Below are 17,984 nucleotides of genomic sequence, written 5' to 3' on the forward strand. Positions count from 1 at the left end.
CTATAATTTTGGTAGTTTGTTAGACTTTATAAAAGGGGTAAATTAACGTGTATCCATTTATTGCATCAATCGTAAAGGGCATACTAACCATTACAGGCGGTATTAAGGTTTATAATAAGAGTCAGTTGCCAAAGGATGGCGCTTATGTCGTCGCTTGTACCCATACAGGCTATATCGATATTTTATGGCTGGGTGTTTCCTTATTACCACGTCAAATTCACTATATGGCGAAAAAGGAATTGTTCAAGACTAAATTGATTGGCGGATTTTTATCTAGGCTCAATGCATTTCCCGTGGACCGTGATAACCCAGGTCCGAGTGTGTTAAAAATTCCTTCGAGATTGCTTTCAAAAGGCGAAATCGTTGGTATTTTTCCAAGTGGGACGCGTACAAATGAACAAACCGCTTTAAAACAAGGGGCAATAACGATTGCCCAGCGAAGCAAAGTTCCTGTGATACCGGCTGTTTATTTGGGGCCGAATACGTTCACAGAGTTATTGAAGTTTAAAAAAGCAAAACTTATCTTCGGTGAACCTATGTATATCTATCACCCCGAGATGGATGCAAAGCAGGCACGCGAGCATTTCACACATGAACTCGGAAAAAGACTCTCACTTTTACATGACGAACTAGCAAAAAAATAAAGTAAACCGCTTTGAAATACAAGCGGTTTTATAATTCGAATTTCTCTTTAATAATGGTAGCTACTTCTTCAGCACTTAGGTTTGTGTTGTTAATTTTAATATAATTTTCAAACGTAATTTCACCTTCAAGAGAATTCAACCGATGCTTTTCCATCGTTCGTTTTATATCATTTTCAGACCATTCAATGTCGCGCTTTTTAGGTTTATGTTCCAATCGATTAGGAGTTTGGTTTCGTTGCAGCCTCTCCTCTAAATCCGCCTCAAGTTCGACATAATAAATAGTCGCCCCTCTTGATTCAAAAAGCTCAGAAAGCTCTTGTACATATTTCCAATCGGATTCCATATCGAATAACCACACATACGTAAAGATCATGCCATACAAATCACTCTTTGATACTTCCTCGAAGATCTCCCGGCGAAACAAATTGACTAAATGTTTCCCTTCCTTCGTGCTATAGTCAAAAAAATGACTCACTAAATCAATCGTCATATGGTTATGGAATAGCTTCAATTCTGTAATTTTCGCTAACTCCTGTCCAACTGTCATTTTACCAACTGCTTGAGGTCCAAAAATATGTACAAATTTCATAAGTTCTCCTCGTTTCTTTTTGAATATTTTAGCATATTTTTACAATAAATCACGGAATATTTTTTATTTACGTAACTTTTCAAGCATTCCCTTCGCCTAATTAAGTGAGGTGATAACATGAAACGGTATGTTTTGCTTACTTTTTTATTTATTTTCATGCTTGCTGGCTGTGGCACCAGTAGCCAAAACGGGGATATCGATCAGACCACGATAACTGCATATATTCTCGAGCTTGGCAATCGGGTACTTGTAAATCAACATATCACCGCTGATGAGCTAACGACAAAAACAGAGAAGGAAATTTATGATGAGTACTATTTATCGAGTATTTATGTAAATGTGGATTCCGTCGATGATTCAATAGTTTCAAAACTTGAAGTTGGGCAAAAAGTGAATGTAATCGTTGGTGCCATTGCAGAATCTGCACCTGCTCAGGCGAAGGCAAGTAAGATTGAAATTGTTGATGAGTGATGCTGCGACTTTTTATGGTCACAGCATTTTTTTGTATTGTATTAAAACAGCAAATTTAGATTATCGACTTTCTGCGAAAGTAATAACAGTTTGTATAGTTCATGAGTCGACTAAATTAGACCGCCTTTTCCTCCGAAAAATATACTTTTTTCGTTGGCTGGGAGATGAGAATGATTACAAAAACAGCAAGCACGACACTTATTGCAGATAGTGTGATAATCGTGTATCTCAATGGTAGTAGGTCGCCTATGAAACCAATAACTAATAGGAAGATGACTGAAACCGCACTTTGTAGCATACTAACAATACTTGTGACACGCCCCATGATTTCCACAGGCACATTGTTTTGATAAAAGGTGTTAAAGCCTGTGTTTGAAAAGGCAAAGAAGAAACCTAAAATAATAAAACCAGTAGCTGCCATCGCAAAGGAAGTTGACAGAGAGTAAATTAAATAACCTGTCGCGAGCATAAAAAGTCCCGTTCCAATTAATGCGCGAATAGATAGAAACCTTGTAATAAAAATGACGAGTATCCCCCCGGCGGCATAGCCAATTCCGGTCACACTCATTAGCAAACTATACTCAACCTCCGTTAGACCAATCACCCTCTGCGTAAAGACAACCTCCTGAGAATCCATAGCCATTGTAAAAATATCAAATACGATAAAGCTAGAATATATCGTCATTACATACGTTGCCTTTTTTCCATAACGGATGACCACTCGCCAATCCTCGAGTAAACTTTTTATTTGGAACTTCTCTTTTGCTTGATTTCGGATATCGATATTCGGCAAAAATGCGATGAGGATTGCTGAAATGCCTAACAAAATTGCGTTACTGTAGATCGCTATTTCCAGACTACCTATTATAAAAAGCATTCCAGCAATAGCTGGGCCAGTAATAAACGCCCCAGAGGAGACCAAGCTTCTGATTGAATTAAACGTCTTCCGCTGTTCCTGTGGAATGAAGGCTGTTATATATGTAGTTGATGTGGGTGTAAAAAAGGATTTAGCAACACTAATGACAATTAAAACTGTATAAATCATCCAAATACTTGGAAGTAGTGGGATGATAGCAACCGCAATAGCCCGAACGATATCGGTGATAATCATGATTCTCTTTTTATTTGAGCGATCAATGATGCTCCCAGACCACCCATTTACAAGGATCGACGTGACGGGTCCGATAACCCATAGAGCAGCAACGGCTGCAGCCGAACCGGTCATTTTTAATACAAGTAGATTAATAGCTACTAGATAAATAAATTCTCCCAATGAGGATAATCCCAGCCCAGTTAACAGCAATGCAGGGGATTTCCACTTCTTAATTAGTTGCTCCATTTGGCTACCTCTTTTTTTGAAATATTCCCTCTTTAATGAATACTACATGAAAAAGGGCATGAAAAGAAGTCCAAACTTGTATCTTAAATTAACATCATTTACGATTAAGGTATTCGTCCATTAAGGAGTGTGGAAAATGCCAAGTGTGTATGATTTTGAAGTGAAAATGCCGAATGGTGAGAATAAGTCATTAAAGGAATACGAAGGAAAACCACTTATTATTGTCAATACGGCAAGTAAATGTGGATTTACACCTCAGTTTAAAGGCTTGCAAGAGCTTTATGATAAATATCAAAATGATGGTTTAGTTGTTCTTGGGTTCCCGTCCGCTCAGTTCGGAAACCAGGAATTTGAAAATGTGGATGAGACGACTTCATTCTGTCAGGTTAATTACGGTGTAAGCTTCCCAATGTTTGCAAAAGTTGAGGTAAATGGTGATAACGCTGATCCCCTATTTAACTACCTAAAAGACCAGCAAAAAGGTATGTTATCAAAGGCAATCAAATGGAATTTTACGAAGTTTTTAATCGACAGAAACGGGCAGGTTGTAGGACGTTATGCCCCACAAACCGAGCCTGCAAAAATTGAGGAAGACCTCAAAAAAGTTTTATAAATAGGTTTTAATCATTTCCCACTCTTGGAGCTTGCCTTCAAGAGTTTTATTATATTTACCGGGAACGGGGCTCGTGGAGGGCAGTCTGACTACCTCAATCTCCGGAAATCGATCAAGCCCAATGTATTTTTGATAACTTTTATAGGCTTTTGTACCGTTACAAATAATTAAGCGAAGACCACGATGTGTTTTTACAAAATTCTCAATCTCGTTTGGCTCTTCATTTCTAATATTAGCATCTAGGCTACCTTCGCGGTGGCAACTATACAGTACGTCCCAAAGTGCGACCCTTTTTTCTTTTAAAAAGGCAATTTTATCGTCGTATGCTATTAGTTCAGGACTGTCAAAGAGTTGGAACATAATTGGCCAAAAGTGATTGCGTTTGTTCCCATAGTACTCCTGTTTCTGAAGAGACTGCTCGCTAGGCATTGAGCCAAGTATGAGGACTCTTGCGTCCAAGTTAGCCACTGGTGCTAAGCCGAAAATTTTCTCCACATTGCTCACTCTTTCTGTTATGTTAAAGGTAATAAACCATTCGAGGTACAAAATACAATGAAACTATCTATCGTTATTGAGGCACCTATTACAGATGTTTATGAGTGTCTTTCAAAGGCTAGCATGCGCGAAAAGTGGTTCCCAAATGTCACCTCTATTCGCTATTCAAACCTTGCAGATGAAGGTCAGCCCCATGCAAGTTTTCAGTTGATGGCTAAGGAAGAAAAAGAACATGTAACATTAATAGGTAGAAATAAAGAGGTTTCCAAGCCTACTCTTTTCACGTTCGAACTAGAATCCCAAACCTACATCATGACTTTTTCCTATTATTTGCAGCAACAGGGCGAATCAACCATCGTTGAGCAAGTGTTTGAAACAACGTATCATCGACCTATTATGAACGTAATTGATAAGCTTTTTAAGAGCTCAACAAAACAAACCGGTGAATTTGTGCTTTCCAGTTTAAAAGAATTCTGTGAAGCTAAGGTTAAACCTTAGCTCTTACTCTGGTCGATTACAGACGTTATGATATGCAATGAATCCCATTCACCATCAGAAACAAACGTAATCGGATATTTTTTCCGGAATAGCTTTTGATCAATTTCTTCTATGGAGAGACCATTTTCATAGAGATTTTTCACTTCACCAGAGAGATTTTCAAGATAGTCTAATTTGCGTTGCATCTTCCGTTTTCCATCTTGTATGTATCCCGCATGACAGCAAAACATCGAACCGAAATCATGGGTAAGAACCATGCGAATGGAATTAATAAGTTGGGGAATGGATTCGTCTCGCATGATCACTTTTGTTTTTGGCGAGACATATAAATCACCTGAAAACAGTGTTCCTGTTTCTTCATCCAAAAGTACAATATGGTCATCTGCATGGCCTGGTGTCTGAAAAACGTTCCATTCTATATTTCTAGATTGAATGGTATCTCCGATTGGAAGGGGATGAAATCCCTCTCGATTTCCCCAAACAGCCTGACGATATTTTGGATAAGGTGCTGTTAGTGAACATACCTCAATCCCTAGTGGCGAGATATAGATTGGAATATGTAGGTTCCGTTGAATCCATGGTGCTGTACCCGTATGGTCTTCATGACTATGTGTTAAAGCTACTTTGTCAAACGACGCCTCTTGTAAAAAGGGGATAATTTTCGTTTCAAAGCTTTTAGCTCCTGTATCCACTAGCATTCCATCCGTAACAAACAGATACAGATCTGGCATATTCGGAACCTCTATTTCTACACAGGTCACATTCTCTCTTTCATATACCTCAAACAACTTGTTTTCACTCTCCCTGCCTTAACACTTTTTATTAATATAGAGATTGGGGACTATCAGACATCGTGTTTGCGAGAATAATATAGATAAGCACATTCGCAGGTAATAGAATAAAAATAAGTCTCACCGCAAACGAAGATATACCGAGAAATTCCGCGATTCCTCCGCAAACACCTACAATTGATTTATCCGTTGATGATTTTCTTAGTTTCATTTTACATCCCCCTCTAAACACACATCAGTTGAAAAATGTCATACTTAATCCTATGTAAATCAAGATCGAGACAATGACAAAACCTGAAACGAATAACCCTTTAGTGAAAGTTGACCAATTTTTCATCCAACCCCATCTTTTCTTGTCAACATCAAACCAGAAATAGTCAGCAGCAACAGCTAATCCAATAAGAAAAAGGACAATAAAAGGATTCATTCTTACCTCCATCAATTACTTATTTAGTAAACAATGTAGTCTGCTCCTTCTCTAAAGAAATCGGTGATCCAGATGATTCCCATAAATAAGACCCAAATTAGAATTGGTATGGCTAGTCCTTTGAGGACATGGCTCCACTTGAATCGTTCCCTTTTCAATAACATGCGTCCTACTAAAAAAAAGAGCATGGCAGCCATCAGACTTACCCATTGGAGCACTAAACCAAATAGTAGATGAAAAAGGACGGATAGGTATGGCTCTATACGTTTACGTTTATTTTTCGCTATCTGTCCAGCTAGGAAGTCACTTAGGATAGATGTTAACGTTCCGTATATGAAAATGACTGGAAAACTATATATCAGATAGAGTGGCACAGACGTTGTAAAACTCCAAAAATAGTCTTTAATTGAATGAATATCATCACCAAATGGGCTCGGAACAACGATACCTAGTAAGACTGCAAAAAGCGCACCAGTAATGGATGCTGTTAGTAGTTTTCTAGGTAATACATGGTTTATTTTTTCGATAAGTGTCAAGATTATTCCCCCCTGGTAAAGATCACCTTTGCTTCGAGCGTAACACAGTGACCCCTACCAAGACAATCACAGCTATCCCAGCGATGCCTAAAAAATAAAAGTTTGTTAGAACGTCCATGAGATGAAAGGGAGAATCATGTGCATAGACTGCTTTTGCATAGTGGTCTTTTTCGACCTCCACTGCAATTGCTTCATCAGTTGAAATACCCGTTATCTCATAATAGCGCGTGCCAATATCATAGTAGTTAGAAGCATTACCATAGTAATCGCCCGTATACTCATCTGCCTTGGTTTTCACTTTTCCAATCATCTTACCGAGCTCTGTTTGATTAATAGTCATATCTTCTTTCACTTCATATACTTTTCCGTCGTGAACAACAAATGCATATGCCCAGCTTAAAGCAGATACGGTTGCTGAAGATAGCAATAAACATACCATCGTTAAACAGACTATTTTTTTCATATTTTTCTCCACTTCCTCATGTATTTGCCCACTTCTTAATATGTACGCGAGATGTTGACAGAAGTTTCAGTTTTATTTACCTTTCCACAAATATAAGCGTTGATTTGTCAGAAATCAACGCTTACTTGTATTTAACTACTCCCTAGAAGAATGTAAATTAATGTCTAGACTATATCTCCCATCGATAGAGCCTTGATTCGTTCTTGAAACATTAATTCGTTCTGCATGATCCACCGTACCTGAACCCGTATTTCCAGGAGGAACATTGAAAAACAGAGAGGAACCATCTTGTCTAAACGCCTCCACTCTTATAGAGCCCGTGCTCGTAGGACTGTTGTAGACTGATACGAACACGGTTGCATCCTTCTCATGGTACCCCTCCCAAATATCTAGACTTCTGACTTGGTTATTTAACTGGAGGTTTCCACAGACAGTTCCAGTTTCTTCTTCGTGTTTAATGACCTCAACTTCCTTGTTTTTACACTTCTTTTTCTTTGACAATTTTCTTACACCTCTTCCAAACACAATTTCTTTATCATATGTATCTGAAAGTTTACTGGCTTGGACGAATACCTTAAGGAAATAGACCAAATTGGGAGATTTATATAGTAGATTCGCCCTAATTCCTTTAAACACTGGCATTGCGCCACGTTAACACCCCTTACAGTGCGATTGTCCATTCTCTAGTAAAATCCGCATCTGTATGGTTCGGGAAGTAGAAGAATTGCATTCTATGGTACTGTAGCAATTTTTTAAAAGGAGTTGATAGGATATGAGCGGAAGCAACAAATCATTTTGCTGCCCTGAGTCTAAGGTGTTAACAGAGGAAATATGCGGTGTACTTGATGGTCCAATTGATCAGGTAGTATGGACTGCCCCTTCACCAAGCGATTATTTTCAAGGTACCTTTACTGTGACAAACACTGGTCCAACATCTTTTATTTTTTCTGTTAATGGCGTTGTCTATACAGTGCCACCGGGAAACACAGTCTCAGTCTCAGTAAATAACCCCGCTAACTTCATCGTTACATTAGTTGAAGGTGACACAGGAAAGTATTGCATTACCCTTTATAAGCGTTTCTTTGTTTAAAAAATCCCCCGCACCTCTTTCAAAGGTAACTTGTACGGAATTCCCTATGAAAAAGTTGCCTTCAGTTTTTGTTAAGTAGGAAGTACGTGTAAAATGTACTTCCTGCTCATACATATAATCCATTGTACCGACGCTTTTGTAACTGGATTACTCGTTTTCTTTTTTTATTTCGTCAACGATATACCTTGCTCCAAAAATTGTACAGAGGATAATCGTAAATATCAACGTTACTAGTAATGCGTGAGTTTGAAGATGATAGGATGATTCAACCGAAGAGTAGCCGATATTAGACATAATTGGAGCTACGATAAATACACTACTAAAAAATAGGACAATTGTGGCTAAAAGTGAGATTCCAATTGTTTTCATGGGAGGGTTCTCCTTTCGTAAGCATTATTCTCATGTATATGATTAATGACGTAAGCGTATTATGTCTCCCAGATACGCTCCAACTTACCTGACGTTAAAAGGTATACATCTGGGTTGGTCAATTTGGCCCATTGCTCAAAGCCAAAGTTGTTATCATAATGATGTAAGAGCAGTGACAGTAAACCTCCATGAGTGACGATGATTGTATTTTCTGCATCTGCTTTTAAAACACCATCAACTACCTCAACAATACGGTTTGTTGCCTCTCGACTCGATTCCCCACCTTCATACTTGAGTTCAAAATCCTCATACGTGACTCTTAATCTTTCAAACCAATCTGGCATGTTTTGTGTACTCAAAACACGTTCAGCTAGCTTGCTACTCGTTTCAATCTCGATATTTAATCTAGTAGTAAGTGGTTCGATTGTTTGAATAGCCCGCTTAAATGGGCTTGAAATGACTCGATCAATTTTCCTACTTTCGAAAAAAGCAGCTAAATCAACAGCTTGTTGATGACCTACTTCTGTTAGAGCTGCACCCGCTTCCTGACCCTCGGCCGTGCAATGCCTAACAAGATATATTTTTTTCATGGCTCTCCCCCTTGTACCTACTTATATCCTTTTCTCCATTATAACGTAGGATTTACCACCTTTTGTAAAAAATATATCCGTTTCTTGTAAGCCAAATTTTTTATAGAAATCCACCTTGTTCTTTCTAGCGTTACACCATACTCTTTCTGCGCCCAGACTCTCAGCTTCCTTCATGACATAGGATAATAATGTGCTGCCATGACCCATCCCCTGTTCCTGCTGAAGAGTGGCGAACTTCCGAAACTGTGCTCCCCTTTGATTAATAAACAGGGAAACCACAGAAACTAATAGGTCTCCCTTAAAAAGTCCATAATGAAATCCAGCATCATCGTCTTCTAGTTTTATATAGTCAAAGTTCCTATCAGGCCACATTACTTTATGTCTGATTTCCCAAGCCATTTCCTTATCAATTTTTGCAATAGTCGTTTTCATAGGTCCTCCTTCGTCTTGAATAATCTCTAATATGTCCATCATATCGTTCTATATAGTTTTGGTCTAAAAACAGGTTACCTTTCCCCATGTTCCTGTAATAATGCCTGTGTAAACTGTACGTAATCTGTAAAGTATCCATCTACTTGGTACTCTTTAATTCTCTTTTGTTCGATTTTTTGCGTTTTGTTGTTTGTAAAATAAACATGGACTTTTTTTCCCTTTTCGTGTAACTTCTGGACTTTGTGTGGTGTTACATCACTTGATTCAATTCCGATTATGGAATAACTTGATGACATTGCCTTATTGAAATTAAATTGGTAATTCCAGTCCACAAATTCCTTCTTATACATTGTGTCTCTTCTACCTTTTCCAGACCTGTTTAACTTCTACTAATTTGTTCCTTTCAAAAGTGAGTCGATATATATCTGGCATATCGAGATTTTCCCAAAAGGCAAAGTCATACTTCTTATCAAAGTAATTCAAAATCAACACCATCAAATTCCCATGAGTTCCTATTACGACATTTTTCCCTTCGTAGTCTTGTAACAATTTTAAAGTAGCCGCAACTCCTCTTTTTTGTGCGGCGAGATTAGACTCTCCACCTTCCAAAGCAACGTTTTCATTCTCCCAAACTCTACGTATAGCTAAACTAAAATTCTCAACTGACCCCTCCGAGAGTTTGCGTTCTTTAAAATCATCCTCAATCAGTATTTTCTTAGCAATGTTGAGTGCGGTACCTTCAACTGTTTGAACTGCCCTTTTATATGGGCTCGAGACAACCACATCTATCTTGTTTTCAGTTAATATTTTTGTAACTTCCTCTGCATCAGCAAGACCTTTTTGTGATAGTGGCCTTGTATATTCTTCAGGTGTGTATTCTGAATGTGCGTGACGGACAAAATACAGATTGGTTCGCAAATTGAGCTACTCCCATCTCTAAGATATTTTCACTTCTTTACTACTGCATCAACCAGTGGAATTCTAGTAAACTCTACTACTTCTTCTCCATCGTATACAAAACGATGTTCATAGTTTGCTTCATCTTGTAAGACTTCCTCTAAATAGTAGTTTAAATTGGCTAACCCAGCATTTTTCGGGTGGAATATCCAAGATAATTCCTTCCAGTCCAGAATTCCTTCGTCGGTTTTAAGTGGTGTATGATAGTGATACGAATCTGATAGCTCTGCCACATATACATACATTCCATCCACATATGTATGTGCTGGATCTGTCCAAGTAATCGTACCTTTTTGTTTCACATTTTGGGGTGTGATCTTGATACCCGTTTCTTCCTTAATCTCACGTAGAATACTTTCAAAAGGAGTTTCTCCTTCCTCCAACTTTCCCCCTACACCATTCCAGATTCCCATCCACTCGGGGGATTCCCGATTAAGTAATAATAGTTTGTTACCTTGCTTGATGAAACAGATTGTATATGAATACATTTGAATTCCTCCGCTTTATATCTTCTACTTAGTACTTCAACAGAATCGCTTGTGAATCCTTTTATTCATTCCAGTCAAAAATAAAAATCACCGTACCCTCAATTGAAGGCCACAGTGATTGAATTTGTTCTTATTTATCGTTGGGAGTTACAGGGGGATTTCATTGTTGTTTTAATCGTTCTAATTCTGTCTCCACATTGAAAACCCGTTTGTTTAAGACTTCTGCTTTGTTTTCGAGATTTTTATTCATTCGCTCTAACATGGCAACAATATCTTGAGGTTGACTAAGTTCAATCCGATGAACAGCTGCTTTTATTTCTAGTATTTCGCTTTTCAGTTCCGTTTTTACTGCTGAAATTTCATCTTTTAAGTCTATTCTCACTGCCGAGATTTCATCTTTTAAGTCCACTTTCACTACCGAGATTTCATCTTTTAAGTCCACTCTCACTACCGAGATTTCATCTTTTAAGTCCACTCTCACTGCCGAGATTTCATCTTTTAAGTCCACTTTTACTGCCAAGATTTCATTTTTCAATTCATCTTGTCCATTAATAATTTGTCTTAATAGTTCTTCCATCCCGCACTCCCCTTTTCTTCTTTAAATTGTATCATGAGTTACTCCAATTTAAAATTAGAAATCCGGTCAGAACTATTTAATAAAGGGCTTCATAGTGTAAAACCACTTGGTAATCATTTTAACCATTTTGCTCTATCAAATTTTTGCTTAATTCCCATCCTTCAAAGCTATTAATGTAGAGCAAAGACTCCTCAATGTGTGTAGTCTACCCGTTAAGATAAAGAGGTCATCATAGTTTCGTTTGACGTATTCCTCAATTACCTCCAAGCCCTTACTAACATCATTCACTAAAAGAATGGAGTAATCTGCATTCCAAGAGAATGTATTAATTCTCCGAAGTTCAGATGAATTAAGTTGAAACTTAAACTCGTCAATTAGTAGGTTGACTTGATACAATTTATCTGGGTTTTCCACATAACTTTTATGTCTATTTTCATAGTTTTCCTGAACAAGTTGAACAAAGCCATCAATTGCGTCAGCCAACATTGTTGCAATCCGCATTTCGTATCTCATTTCTCCATCTCCCCTCTGCGACATGACTTGAAATAGGAGAACTTTTTCAAATGTATCTATTTTACCAGCAAGAATTGTAGTTCCATAGTTAAAACATTCGCTGTATCCTCCTTAAAATCCTTTCCAAGGATACGTAAAGTTGAATCGTACTAATTTGTTCATTAATTAGAAAAAGCGATTGCTATTTAGTAGCAACCGCTCCCTATCATTTTTTTGTTTTCAAAAATCCTATGGGCGTTACTTTTTTGAGAGACATGTTCGTTCCTTCTTTTATGAATAACTACCAGGACCTTTTAAAACTAATCCAACACCGTTCTCATTTTCTTCCTTGTCTAAGGTTAAAATATCAGTTCCGGTTACGCTCGGATCAAATGCTATCTTTATACCTTTAATCGTTTGAACACGGTCAAATTCATGTGGGTCTTCTAGCGCTAAGGCAATCTGAGGTCCATCACTGCCGCCCGGAACCGTGAATAGACGGATTCCCGCTACACCTGATTTCTCCAATAATCGCTTCGCCTCGTCAGTTATGTACATCCCTTTCTCCTCCTCAAACAACTATACATCTATTATATACTCTATTCCCACCCGGACCCAACCCCGGGACATAGGGATTTTATTTTCTAATTTATTTTGAATAATTGAAGAATTGGTAGTCATAGATTATTGTAGTATGAGAGGGAGTTGAGTGAATGGAAGCTATTTTACATGGAATCATCTTAGCATTTGGACTTATTTTACCTTTAGGTGTTCAAAATGTATTTGTATTTTCACAGGGAGCAACACAGCCAAAACTACTTCAGGCAGTTCCTGCGACGATTACAGCTGCGGTCTGTGATACGCTACTCATTCTCTTAGCTGTATTTGGATTATCCGTTATTGTCTTACAGTTCGAAGCCTTGAGGGTTACGTTAATGATTGTAGGAATATTGTTTTTGCTTTATATGGGGTATGCCATTTGGAAGTCTGAACCCGCAACAAATAATACCTCGAAAGCTCTACCAATTCGGCAACAAATTATCTTCACTTTATCTGTTTCACTATTAAACCCTCATGCAATCTTAGATATCGTAGGTGTGATTGGAACGAGTGCATTACGATATGTTGGGACAGATCAACTTTTATTTACATTAGCTTGTATTATCGTTTCGTGGATGTGGTTCTTTGGATTAATGCTAGCTGGGGCAATCGTGAAAAAACTAGATGGAACTGGATCACTAATGAACTTTTTCAACAAAGCTTCAGCCATCTTCATTTGGGCAACAGCCATTTACCTTCTTAGTGGTTTGCTATAAGAATGCAGAGGGACAGGTGCATAGTCCCAACGCTGTCTTTATTGGCAAACCCCTAATGGATTACCGTCTGGATCATAGAAGGTAAAGAATACCGGAAAAATGAGCTATAATTTATACAGATACCTCGTATATGCGAGAACTTTCTCCCCATGGATGGTAACCCGTACCAATATGAGTGAAGCCATATTTTTCATATAATCCTACGTGATCAGTGCAAAGGTATACGTTTGAGAATCCTCCTGATTTGGCGTCTTGCTTGGCACGCTCTATTAAAGCGGCCCCATACTTATTCCCTCTGCGCTCGTCTTCAACATATACTGCACAGACCCACGGATACAAATCCATCCTACTTATGAAATCATTTGTTATGAGACCCGCGCAGCCTACAATTCTTTCTTCAATAATGAGAAGATACCATTGTGGTAATGGGTTTTGGCTCGTTATACAATGTTCAATACAATCTTCATACACTTTCAGACTTTGTTCAGTCGCCCATTTACTTTGAATATATGTGATTGCCTGTTTTTTATATTCTGGCTTTTCTTTGACAGAAATTATTTGCACTTTTCCTACATCCCCTTGACTTTTTACAGTCTCATTATTCATACCAGGCTTTAGTTGGTCTATCCTTTGGATATCCGTAGACTTCGCGATACTGTTTTCTTTCTTCTGTAAAATCGAACCATTGTTTATCGCTACTTGGATGATTTGCAAAATGTATGACACAGCGTAATTGATCTTCAACACAGCTATCTGTCCATACACCTAGCTCTTTCTCCAATAGGTTGAATAAAGTGGCACCGTCTTTTTCTTTTAACTCTTGTAATGAAAATAGATGTAAATGGTTAACAAGCTTAGATGCCAATTCACCCCCGATTGATGGAACCGATTGAAATTCTGCTAACCCCTTAATATGTTGGGCTCTATCCTCAGGGATTTCTAGTAGTTGGATGATTTGAGCAATGGTAAGTTTATGGAGATCTGCGATTTTCACCTTCGCTTTTCTTAACTTTGCTTTTTCTTCAGAGGTTAACGGTAATTTTGGAGTTGAAGCCATTTAAGTCCCACCAGGTTAAATAATCTAGAGTATTTGGTTACCCATTTAAAACTCAACTAAAAACGGCTGATTCTCCTCATCCAAGCAGGATTCAATTCTTTGTCTAAAGTTAGTAAAGGTTACCATTTCTAATGCCTGCTGAATTGGGTAGAACCCGACTTCTAGGCTTTCTGGTGAAGTCGTTAATTTACCCAAGACTGGTTTAGCTAAGAACAGCGTATTGCATATCGATCTGTTCACATTTTGGAAAATACCACAAAACTTTATTACCTCGATATCAATTCCAGTTTCCTCTTTTGTTTCCCTAACGGCAGCATCCTTCAACGATTCGCCTTCTTCAACTTGTCCTCCAGGCATTTCCCAGTCTCTTCTTGGTCCTTTAATTAATAGAATTTCATTTTGGTCATTGATTACAATCGTTGCTGCTGAAACAATATGTTTGGGCGGTGAGTATATTTTTTGGCTGCTGTGTTCCAATTGAGTCCCCCATTTCTATAAATGATTATTAGTTATTTATTCTCCTGCATAATTGTAATATCCTTCTATTTCGGTATAGAAACTAGTAGGGATTTCCAGATAGACAAATTGACTACAAAAAAAGAGCACAAATTGAGATAAACTCAACTTGCGCTCTTTGTTTTATACGTAGTCTTCTTCTTACTGTTTACAGAAATTACGACTGTGAGTAGCGACAGGATAACAAAAATCCCGCCTGCGAATGGATTCATTTCAATTGACAGTGTGTCTACGATGCCAGCCCCGATCACTGAACCGACAGCAACACCTAAATGAAGAGCTGAGTTATTCAAGCTTTGCTGTATTTCAGAAGATTCGGGTGCAATTTCAATTAAATAAGATTGCATCGCAGGCGAAATCGCCCAACTCAGAATTCCCCAAACGATAATGACAGCGAAAAATAAGAGAAGAGATTCTGCTGTGAATGGAAATACAAAGAACACTGCACTAAAGATGAGTAAAGAAATAACCATCGTCTTTCTTGAGCCTAGTACATCTGCCAATAAGCCACCGATCCCCCCACCTGTTACAGCAGAAAAACCGAAAACAAAATAGATGATACTAATCCAAAACGCATTAAAATCAGTGGTTACTTCCAAATAAGGTTTAAAATAAGCATACATGATGGTGTGACCCGTCATATACAAGAACGTCGTTGCTAGTCCCAATGTAATTTTTTGATTTCTGAAGGATGCAAGCTGCTGTCGTAACGGAATTTGAGGCTTTGGATTGATACGCCCCATGAATAAATGGACACCAACAATAGATAATGCTGTCAATGCAGTGATGAGTACAAATGGTGCTCTCCATCCAAAGTTATTTCCGATAATTAAACCAATGGGTACTCCTAAAACCAATGAAGCACTTACCCCCATTGAGACAATCCCGATTGCCCTGCCCTTATACTGTTCACCAACTAAGCTTGGTGCCATCACTAAACACAAGATAATCAACAATGCTCCACTTAACGCTAAAATAATTCTACCTAAAAACAAGACTGAATATGTTGGGGCAAAAACTGTTACGATACACCCAACTAAGAATATATACAAGCAAATTAAGGTAAGTCGTTTTCTCTCAACCTTAGCTGTCATCACAAGTAGAATTGGTGAAGCCACCGCAAAAATAACTGCAAAAATAGTGATGAGCAACCCCGCTTGTCCGATGGTTACATGTAAATCGTCGGCTATTAAATCCAAAATCCCACTTATTATGAGTTCAACCAATCCTATGATGAAGGATATGATCATTAAAAAATAGATACGCTTATCCATGTTGTCTTCCTTCCCTATTTAAATCCCAATCTCTATATCATAACTATTGATAAAAGTTTACTCAAGTATTAAATAAAACATGTCACAAAGACATAATTACCTAAAACTTCAAGGTTTTGATAAAAGATTTAAATGGCTAGGAATCCACATAATATTAAGAAAGGTATTTTACTTTCTCTTGAATTGCTACTCTTTCTATTGGTTCTTTAATTTCATCCGGATACCTGACACCATATACTCCAATGACACCTTATCCGTCAGGAACCCCTAAAATAGTAAAGTATCAACGCACCACTGCATTTATAATGACTGCCCCGTATTTATCGGAGTAGAGCCTTTCCCCTTTACGAGTTTAAGCGTTGCGACGATTAGAAAACTAACGATTACGAGTAAGACCCAAGAACTCACCTTCCCTAAATGAACGAGGCTCCACGCGCTGGTTTGGTTAGGATATTCCCATGCACCAAAGAAAGTTGCTATATTTTCTGCAATCCAGATAAAAAATCCAATGAGTACAAATGAGAGCGCAATTGGCATACGATACAGAGTCCCATTTATCTCGTATGTGACCCATGATCTCCAAAAGACCACCATGACGAGTCCAGCCAAGTACCACCGGATATCAATCCAATAATGATGAGTGAAAAAGTTCAAATAAATCGCTGCTGCAAGTGGGACAACCACCAAAAATGGAGGCCATTTCACAAGTTCAACCTTAAGTCTGCGCCACGCCTGGCATAAATAACTAGCCACACTCGCGTACATAAAACCACTATACAAAGGAACGCCAAATAGCTTGACATAGCCCTCCTCAGGATATGACCACGATCCCATATGTGTTTTAAAAATCTCTAGTGCAAGTCCGATAAGGTGGAAAAGGGTTATCACCTTTAGTTCATCCCTTGTTTCTAGTCCCGAGCGTAGCATCCACCACTGCATCAACAGACAGATTATGAGCAGCCAGTCATATCGTGGCAAAAGAGGAAGGGGGATGACCTTTGTTAAAGCCAATGAGGCAAAAATCACGACCGGAAACAAACATGACAAGGCCTGCTCCCAACCAAACCGAACCAACTGCTTAAATGCCCTCATAACCGATAGCCTCCATTTTGGTACAGGGCGACAGTACCTCACCCATGAACCATTATTGTTTTTATTTATAGTAAACCATTATTTATCGTTTTTCAATAACTAATTATCCTCTTGGGTTACTTTTTTATTGAAATTTTTATTTTTTGATAAAGAAAAAGCATTCCTGTTGGAAGGAATGCCTCGATAAGAGTGTATTTAAAAGAAGTCTTTCTTATATCGAACTGCTAGGTAAATTCCTGAAGCAAGGAATGCAAGTGAATATTTAAATAGGAAAAATATTTGCCACATATGTTCTTTCGGGAAAATGATGTCGCATAAAATGACTACCCATAAAGCAATGAGGGCACTTTTCAAAGATATTTGAGTCGTTCTTTCGTCAGCTTCACCCATTTTTTTGTGAAATACGTATGTTAAAATCCCTCCGACTAAAACCAATACCAAACCGCTAACAATGAGAATATTCCAGTTGCCTGGTGATTGTTCAGCCCATGTTCTAACAGGGGAAAAAATTGCGTTATGGATATCCGAGAAAAACTTATTCATTTTGACCACTTCCTTTCTCATAAGTGAAAATATCATTTACATCAACATTAAAAAATTCGGCAATTCGAAAGGCTAACATTAGCGTCGGAACATAATTACCTTTTTCCATTACGAAGATGGTTTGTTTGGAGACCCCGACTTTTTCTGCTAACTCTTGCTGAGACATTCTGGCTAGTACGCGATATTCATAAACCTTATTTGATATTGAATCACCAAAATCTTTCTTCATGACCATCACCTCTTGAATAAAATTATAAATAAATCTTTTATAAAAGTAAAGTAAACTTATACAAAATTATAAAATTATTATATTTTATCTCAAATT

Annotated in this window: 31 protein-coding genes; 6 read left to right on the top strand and 25 right to left on the bottom strand. The window is 38.0% G+C overall.

Annotation, left to right across the window (positions count from 1 at the left end; genetic code table 11):
* Nucleotides 1–47: 47 nt before the first annotated feature.
* Nucleotides 48–644 carry a lysophospholipid acyltransferase family protein gene (locus CZ490_RS14465; RefSeq protein ID WP_077619545.1) on the top strand — a complete coding sequence of 199 codons (597 nt, stop codon included), beginning with the start codon at nucleotides 48–50 and terminating at the stop codon, nucleotides 642–644.
* Between the two features lie 28 nt (nucleotides 645–672).
* Here the strand turns inward: CZ490_RS14465 and CZ490_RS14470 are convergent, their stop codons facing one another.
* Entirely contained in the window at nucleotides 673–1,233 is a 561-nt protein-coding gene (locus CZ490_RS14470) for a DEAD/DEAH box helicase family protein (RefSeq protein ID WP_077619546.1), read from the bottom strand.
* A gap of 117 nt (nucleotides 1,234–1,350) precedes the next feature.
* Here CZ490_RS14470 and CZ490_RS14475 point away from each other — a divergent pair, with 117 nt between their 5' ends.
* Complete coding sequence (locus tag CZ490_RS14475) at nucleotides 1,351–1,704, top strand: DUF3221 domain-containing protein (protein ID WP_077619547.1); 354 nt, start codon at nucleotides 1,351–1,353, stop codon at nucleotides 1,702–1,704.
* A 115-nt stretch (nucleotides 1,705–1,819) separates the two neighbouring features.
* On the opposite strand, the gene CZ490_RS14480 is transcribed toward CZ490_RS14475, so the two are convergent.
* Complete coding sequence (locus CZ490_RS14480; RefSeq protein WP_077619548.1) at nucleotides 1,820–3,043, bottom strand: MFS transporter; 1,224 nt, start codon at nucleotides 3,041–3,043, stop codon at nucleotides 1,820–1,822.
* 136 nt (nucleotides 3,044–3,179) lie between these two features.
* On the opposite strand from CZ490_RS14480, the gene CZ490_RS14485 reads away from it, so the two are divergent.
* On the top strand, nucleotides 3,180–3,656 hold the full coding sequence (locus CZ490_RS14485) for a glutathione peroxidase (protein WP_077619549.1): 477 nt from the start codon (nucleotides 3,180–3,182) through the stop codon (nucleotides 3,654–3,656).
* Here CZ490_RS14485 and CZ490_RS14490 read toward each other — a convergent pair.
* On the bottom strand, nucleotides 3,651–4,151 hold the full coding sequence (locus tag CZ490_RS14490; RefSeq protein WP_077619550.1) for a DNA-deoxyinosine glycosylase: 501 nt from the start codon (nucleotides 4,149–4,151) through the stop codon (nucleotides 3,651–3,653). The two genes, CZ490_RS14485 and CZ490_RS14490, sit on opposite strands and share 6 nt — an antisense overlap.
* A gap of 57 nt (nucleotides 4,152–4,208) precedes the next feature.
* Here CZ490_RS14490 and CZ490_RS14495 point away from each other — a divergent pair, with 57 nt between their 5' ends.
* Complete coding sequence (locus tag CZ490_RS14495) at nucleotides 4,209–4,649, top strand: SRPBCC family protein (protein ID WP_077619551.1); 441 nt, start codon at nucleotides 4,209–4,211, stop codon at nucleotides 4,647–4,649.
* Here the strand turns inward: CZ490_RS14495 and CZ490_RS14500 are convergent.
* From CZ490_RS14500 to CZ490_RS14525, 6 genes are all read right to left on the bottom strand, one after another.
* A complete protein-coding gene (locus CZ490_RS14500) occupies nucleotides 4,646–5,437 on the bottom strand; it encodes an MBL fold metallo-hydrolase (protein ID WP_142255383.1) in 792 nt (263 codons plus the stop codon). The genes CZ490_RS14495 and CZ490_RS14500 overlap by 4 nt on opposite strands.
* A gap of 34 nt (nucleotides 5,438–5,471) precedes the next feature.
* Nucleotides 5,472–5,651: a PspC domain-containing protein gene (locus CZ490_RS14505; RefSeq protein ID WP_077619552.1), complete on the bottom strand. Its 180-nt coding sequence runs from the start codon at nucleotides 5,649–5,651 to the stop codon at nucleotides 5,472–5,474.
* Between the two features lie 24 nt (nucleotides 5,652–5,675).
* Nucleotides 5,676–5,867: a hypothetical protein gene (locus CZ490_RS14510; RefSeq protein ID WP_077619553.1), complete on the bottom strand. Its 192-nt coding sequence runs from the start codon at nucleotides 5,865–5,867 to the stop codon at nucleotides 5,676–5,678.
* Between the two features lie 23 nt (nucleotides 5,868–5,890).
* Nucleotides 5,891–6,403 (bottom strand): hypothetical protein, encoded by a 513-nt coding sequence (locus tag CZ490_RS14515; RefSeq protein WP_077619554.1) that lies wholly within the window; start codon nucleotides 6,401–6,403, stop codon nucleotides 5,891–5,893.
* Between the two features lie 22 nt (nucleotides 6,404–6,425).
* Nucleotides 6,426–6,866 carry a hypothetical protein gene (locus CZ490_RS14520; RefSeq protein ID WP_077619555.1) on the bottom strand — a complete coding sequence of 147 codons (441 nt, stop codon included), beginning with the start codon at nucleotides 6,864–6,866 and terminating at the stop codon, nucleotides 6,426–6,428.
* Between the two features lie 135 nt (nucleotides 6,867–7,001).
* Nucleotides 7,002–7,367: an S-Ena type endospore appendage gene (locus tag CZ490_RS14525; RefSeq protein ID WP_142255384.1), complete on the bottom strand. Its 366-nt coding sequence runs from the start codon at nucleotides 7,365–7,367 to the stop codon at nucleotides 7,002–7,004.
* A 271-nt stretch (nucleotides 7,368–7,638) separates the two neighbouring features.
* Between CZ490_RS14525 and CZ490_RS14530 the strand changes: the two genes are divergently transcribed.
* Entirely contained in the window at nucleotides 7,639–7,956 is a 318-nt protein-coding gene (locus tag CZ490_RS14530; protein ID WP_077619557.1) for an S-Ena type endospore appendage, read from the top strand.
* A 147-nt stretch (nucleotides 7,957–8,103) separates the two neighbouring features.
* Here CZ490_RS14530 and CZ490_RS14535 read toward each other — a convergent pair whose 3' ends face one another.
* The 9 genes from CZ490_RS14535 to CZ490_RS14575 all read right to left on the bottom strand — a co-directional run bounded on the left by CZ490_RS14535 (nucleotide 8,104) and on the right by CZ490_RS14575 (nucleotide 12,419).
* On the bottom strand, nucleotides 8,104–8,325 hold the full coding sequence (locus CZ490_RS14535; RefSeq protein ID WP_077619558.1) for a hypothetical protein: 222 nt from the start codon (nucleotides 8,323–8,325) through the stop codon (nucleotides 8,104–8,106).
* Nucleotides 8,326–8,384: 59 nt separating this feature from the next.
* Nucleotides 8,385–8,915 (bottom strand): histidine phosphatase family protein, encoded by a 531-nt coding sequence (locus tag CZ490_RS14540; protein WP_077619559.1) that lies wholly within the window; start codon nucleotides 8,913–8,915, stop codon nucleotides 8,385–8,387.
* Nucleotides 8,916–8,936: 21 nt separating this feature from the next.
* The gene (locus CZ490_RS14545) at nucleotides 8,937–9,347 is read right to left on the bottom strand and encodes a GNAT family N-acetyltransferase (protein ID WP_077619560.1); all 411 of its coding nucleotides are present in this window, start codon (nucleotides 9,345–9,347) and stop codon (nucleotides 8,937–8,939) included.
* A 74-nt stretch (nucleotides 9,348–9,421) separates the two neighbouring features.
* The gene (locus tag CZ490_RS14550) at nucleotides 9,422–9,697 is read right to left on the bottom strand and encodes a glycerophosphodiester phosphodiesterase family protein (protein WP_077619561.1); all 276 of its coding nucleotides are present in this window, start codon (nucleotides 9,695–9,697) and stop codon (nucleotides 9,422–9,424) included.
* Nucleotides 9,698–9,707: 10 nt separating this feature from the next.
* Nucleotides 9,708–10,265 carry a histidine phosphatase family protein gene (locus CZ490_RS14555; protein ID WP_077619562.1) on the bottom strand — a complete coding sequence of 186 codons (558 nt, stop codon included), beginning with the start codon at nucleotides 10,263–10,265 and terminating at the stop codon, nucleotides 9,708–9,710.
* A 29-nt stretch (nucleotides 10,266–10,294) separates the two neighbouring features.
* A complete protein-coding gene (locus tag CZ490_RS14560; protein WP_077619563.1) occupies nucleotides 10,295–10,792 on the bottom strand; it encodes an NUDIX hydrolase in 498 nt (165 codons plus the stop codon).
* A 160-nt stretch (nucleotides 10,793–10,952) separates the two neighbouring features.
* Entirely contained in the window at nucleotides 10,953–11,369 is a 417-nt protein-coding gene (locus CZ490_RS14565; RefSeq protein ID WP_077619564.1) for a hypothetical protein, read from the bottom strand.
* A 147-nt stretch (nucleotides 11,370–11,516) separates the two neighbouring features.
* A complete protein-coding gene (locus tag CZ490_RS14570; protein ID WP_077619565.1) occupies nucleotides 11,517–11,882 on the bottom strand; it encodes a hypothetical protein in 366 nt (121 codons plus the stop codon).
* Between the two features lie 270 nt (nucleotides 11,883–12,152).
* On the bottom strand, nucleotides 12,153–12,419 hold the full coding sequence (locus CZ490_RS14575; RefSeq protein ID WP_077619566.1) for an adhesin: 267 nt from the start codon (nucleotides 12,417–12,419) through the stop codon (nucleotides 12,153–12,155).
* A gap of 155 nt (nucleotides 12,420–12,574) precedes the next feature.
* Here CZ490_RS14575 and CZ490_RS14580 point away from each other — a divergent pair, with 155 nt between their 5' ends.
* Nucleotides 12,575–13,177: a LysE/ArgO family amino acid transporter gene (locus CZ490_RS14580; protein ID WP_077619567.1), complete on the top strand. Its 603-nt coding sequence runs from the start codon at nucleotides 12,575–12,577 to the stop codon at nucleotides 13,175–13,177.
* 111 nt (nucleotides 13,178–13,288) lie between these two features.
* Here the strand turns inward: CZ490_RS14580 and CZ490_RS14585 are convergent, their stop codons facing one another.
* The 7 genes from CZ490_RS14585 to CZ490_RS14615 all read right to left on the bottom strand — a co-directional run bounded on the left by CZ490_RS14585 (nucleotide 13,289) and on the right by CZ490_RS14615 (nucleotide 17,888).
* Nucleotides 13,289–13,741 carry a GNAT family N-acetyltransferase gene (locus CZ490_RS14585; RefSeq protein WP_077621083.1) on the bottom strand — a complete coding sequence of 151 codons (453 nt, stop codon included), beginning with the start codon at nucleotides 13,739–13,741 and terminating at the stop codon, nucleotides 13,289–13,291.
* Nucleotides 13,742–13,775: 34 nt separating this feature from the next.
* Nucleotides 13,776–14,234 (bottom strand): helix-hairpin-helix domain-containing protein, encoded by a 459-nt coding sequence (locus CZ490_RS14590; RefSeq protein WP_077619568.1) that lies wholly within the window; start codon nucleotides 14,232–14,234, stop codon nucleotides 13,776–13,778.
* 45 nt (nucleotides 14,235–14,279) lie between these two features.
* Complete coding sequence (locus tag CZ490_RS14595) at nucleotides 14,280–14,711, bottom strand: NUDIX hydrolase (RefSeq protein WP_077619569.1); 432 nt, start codon at nucleotides 14,709–14,711, stop codon at nucleotides 14,280–14,282.
* Nucleotides 14,712–14,854: 143 nt separating this feature from the next.
* Complete coding sequence (locus CZ490_RS14600; RefSeq protein WP_077619570.1) at nucleotides 14,855–16,024, bottom strand: MFS transporter; 1,170 nt, start codon at nucleotides 16,022–16,024, stop codon at nucleotides 14,855–14,857.
* 300 nt (nucleotides 16,025–16,324) lie between these two features.
* On the bottom strand, nucleotides 16,325–17,116 hold the full coding sequence (locus tag CZ490_RS14605; RefSeq protein ID WP_077619571.1) for a DUF817 domain-containing protein: 792 nt from the start codon (nucleotides 17,114–17,116) through the stop codon (nucleotides 16,325–16,327).
* A 195-nt stretch (nucleotides 17,117–17,311) separates the two neighbouring features.
* On the bottom strand, nucleotides 17,312–17,659 hold the full coding sequence (locus tag CZ490_RS14610) for a DUF2178 domain-containing protein (RefSeq protein WP_077619572.1): 348 nt from the start codon (nucleotides 17,657–17,659) through the stop codon (nucleotides 17,312–17,314).
* Nucleotides 17,652–17,888, bottom strand: coding sequence for a helix-turn-helix transcriptional regulator (locus CZ490_RS14615; RefSeq protein WP_077619573.1), 237 nt, complete (start codon nucleotides 17,886–17,888; stop codon nucleotides 17,652–17,654). The genes CZ490_RS14610 and CZ490_RS14615 overlap by 8 nt, the downstream gene beginning before the upstream one ends.
* Nucleotides 17,889–17,984: the final 96 nt, after the last annotated feature.

Origin of the sequence: Litchfieldia sinesaloumensis (genome assembly GCF_900156865.1) — a bacterium.
Classification (GTDB): Bacteria; Bacillota; Bacilli; order Bacillales; family Bacillaceae_L; genus Ferdinandcohnia; species Ferdinandcohnia sinesaloumensis.

Bases quoted from the DNA above. Each gene is read 5' to 3' on its own strand.
- CZ490_RS14470 (WP_077619546.1), bottom strand. From the start codon at position 1,233: ATGAAATTTGTACATATTTTTGGACCTCAAGCAGTTGGTAAAATGACA.
- CZ490_RS14475 (WP_077619547.1), top strand. From the start codon at position 1,351: ATGAAACGGTATGTTTTGCTTACTTTTTTATTTATTTTCATGCTTGCT.
- CZ490_RS14480 (WP_077619548.1), bottom strand. From the start codon at position 3,043: ATGGAGCAACTAATTAAGAAGTGGAAATCCCCTGCATTGCTGTTAACT.
- CZ490_RS14485 (WP_077619549.1), top strand. From the start codon at position 3,180: ATGCCAAGTGTGTATGATTTTGAAGTGAAAATGCCGAATGGTGAGAAT.
- CZ490_RS14495 (WP_077619551.1), top strand. From the start codon at position 4,209: ATGAAACTATCTATCGTTATTGAGGCACCTATTACAGATGTTTATGAG.
- CZ490_RS14505 (WP_077619552.1), bottom strand. From the start codon at position 5,651: ATGAAACTAAGAAAATCATCAACGGATAAATCAATTGTAGGTGTTTGC.
- CZ490_RS14510 (WP_077619553.1), bottom strand. From the start codon at position 5,867: ATGAATCCTTTTATTGTCCTTTTTCTTATTGGATTAGCTGTTGCTGCT.
- CZ490_RS14520 (WP_077619555.1), bottom strand. From the start codon at position 6,866: ATGAAAAAAATAGTCTGTTTAACGATGGTATGTTTATTGCTATCTTCA.
- CZ490_RS14530 (WP_077619557.1), top strand. From the start codon at position 7,639: ATGAGCGGAAGCAACAAATCATTTTGCTGCCCTGAGTCTAAGGTGTTA.
- CZ490_RS14535 (WP_077619558.1), bottom strand. From the start codon at position 8,325: ATGAAAACAATTGGAATCTCACTTTTAGCCACAATTGTCCTATTTTTT.
- CZ490_RS14540 (WP_077619559.1), bottom strand. From the start codon at position 8,915: ATGAAAAAAATATATCTTGTTAGGCATTGCACGGCCGAGGGTCAGGAA.
- CZ490_RS14545 (WP_077619560.1), bottom strand. From the start codon at position 9,347: ATGAAAACGACTATTGCAAAAATTGATAAGGAAATGGCTTGGGAAATC.
- CZ490_RS14550 (WP_077619561.1), bottom strand. From the start codon at position 9,697: ATGTATAAGAAGGAATTTGTGGACTGGAATTACCAATTTAATTTCAAT.
- CZ490_RS14560 (WP_077619563.1), bottom strand. From the start codon at position 10,792: ATGTATTCATATACAATCTGTTTCATCAAGCAAGGTAACAAACTATTA.
- CZ490_RS14565 (WP_077619564.1), bottom strand. From the start codon at position 11,369: ATGGAAGAACTATTAAGACAAATTATTAATGGACAAGATGAATTGAAA.
- CZ490_RS14570 (WP_077619565.1), bottom strand. From the start codon at position 11,882: ATGAGATACGAAATGCGGATTGCAACAATGTTGGCTGACGCAATTGAT.
- CZ490_RS14575 (WP_077619566.1), bottom strand. From the start codon at position 12,419: ATGTACATAACTGACGAGGCGAAGCGATTATTGGAGAAATCAGGTGTA.
- CZ490_RS14580 (WP_077619567.1), top strand. From the start codon at position 12,575: ATGGAAGCTATTTTACATGGAATCATCTTAGCATTTGGACTTATTTTA.
- CZ490_RS14590 (WP_077619568.1), bottom strand. From the start codon at position 14,234: ATGGCTTCAACTCCAAAATTACCGTTAACCTCTGAAGAAAAAGCAAAG.
- CZ490_RS14600 (WP_077619570.1), bottom strand. From the start codon at position 16,024: ATGGATAAGCGTATCTATTTTTTAATGATCATATCCTTCATCATAGGA.
- CZ490_RS14605 (WP_077619571.1), bottom strand. From the start codon at position 17,116: ATGAGGGCATTTAAGCAGTTGGTTCGGTTTGGTTGGGAGCAGGCCTTG.
- CZ490_RS14610 (WP_077619572.1), bottom strand. From the start codon at position 17,659: ATGAATAAGTTTTTCTCGGATATCCATAACGCAATTTTTTCCCCTGTT.
- CZ490_RS14615 (WP_077619573.1), bottom strand. From the start codon at position 17,888: ATGAAGAAAGATTTTGGTGATTCAATATCAAATAAGGTTTATGAATAT.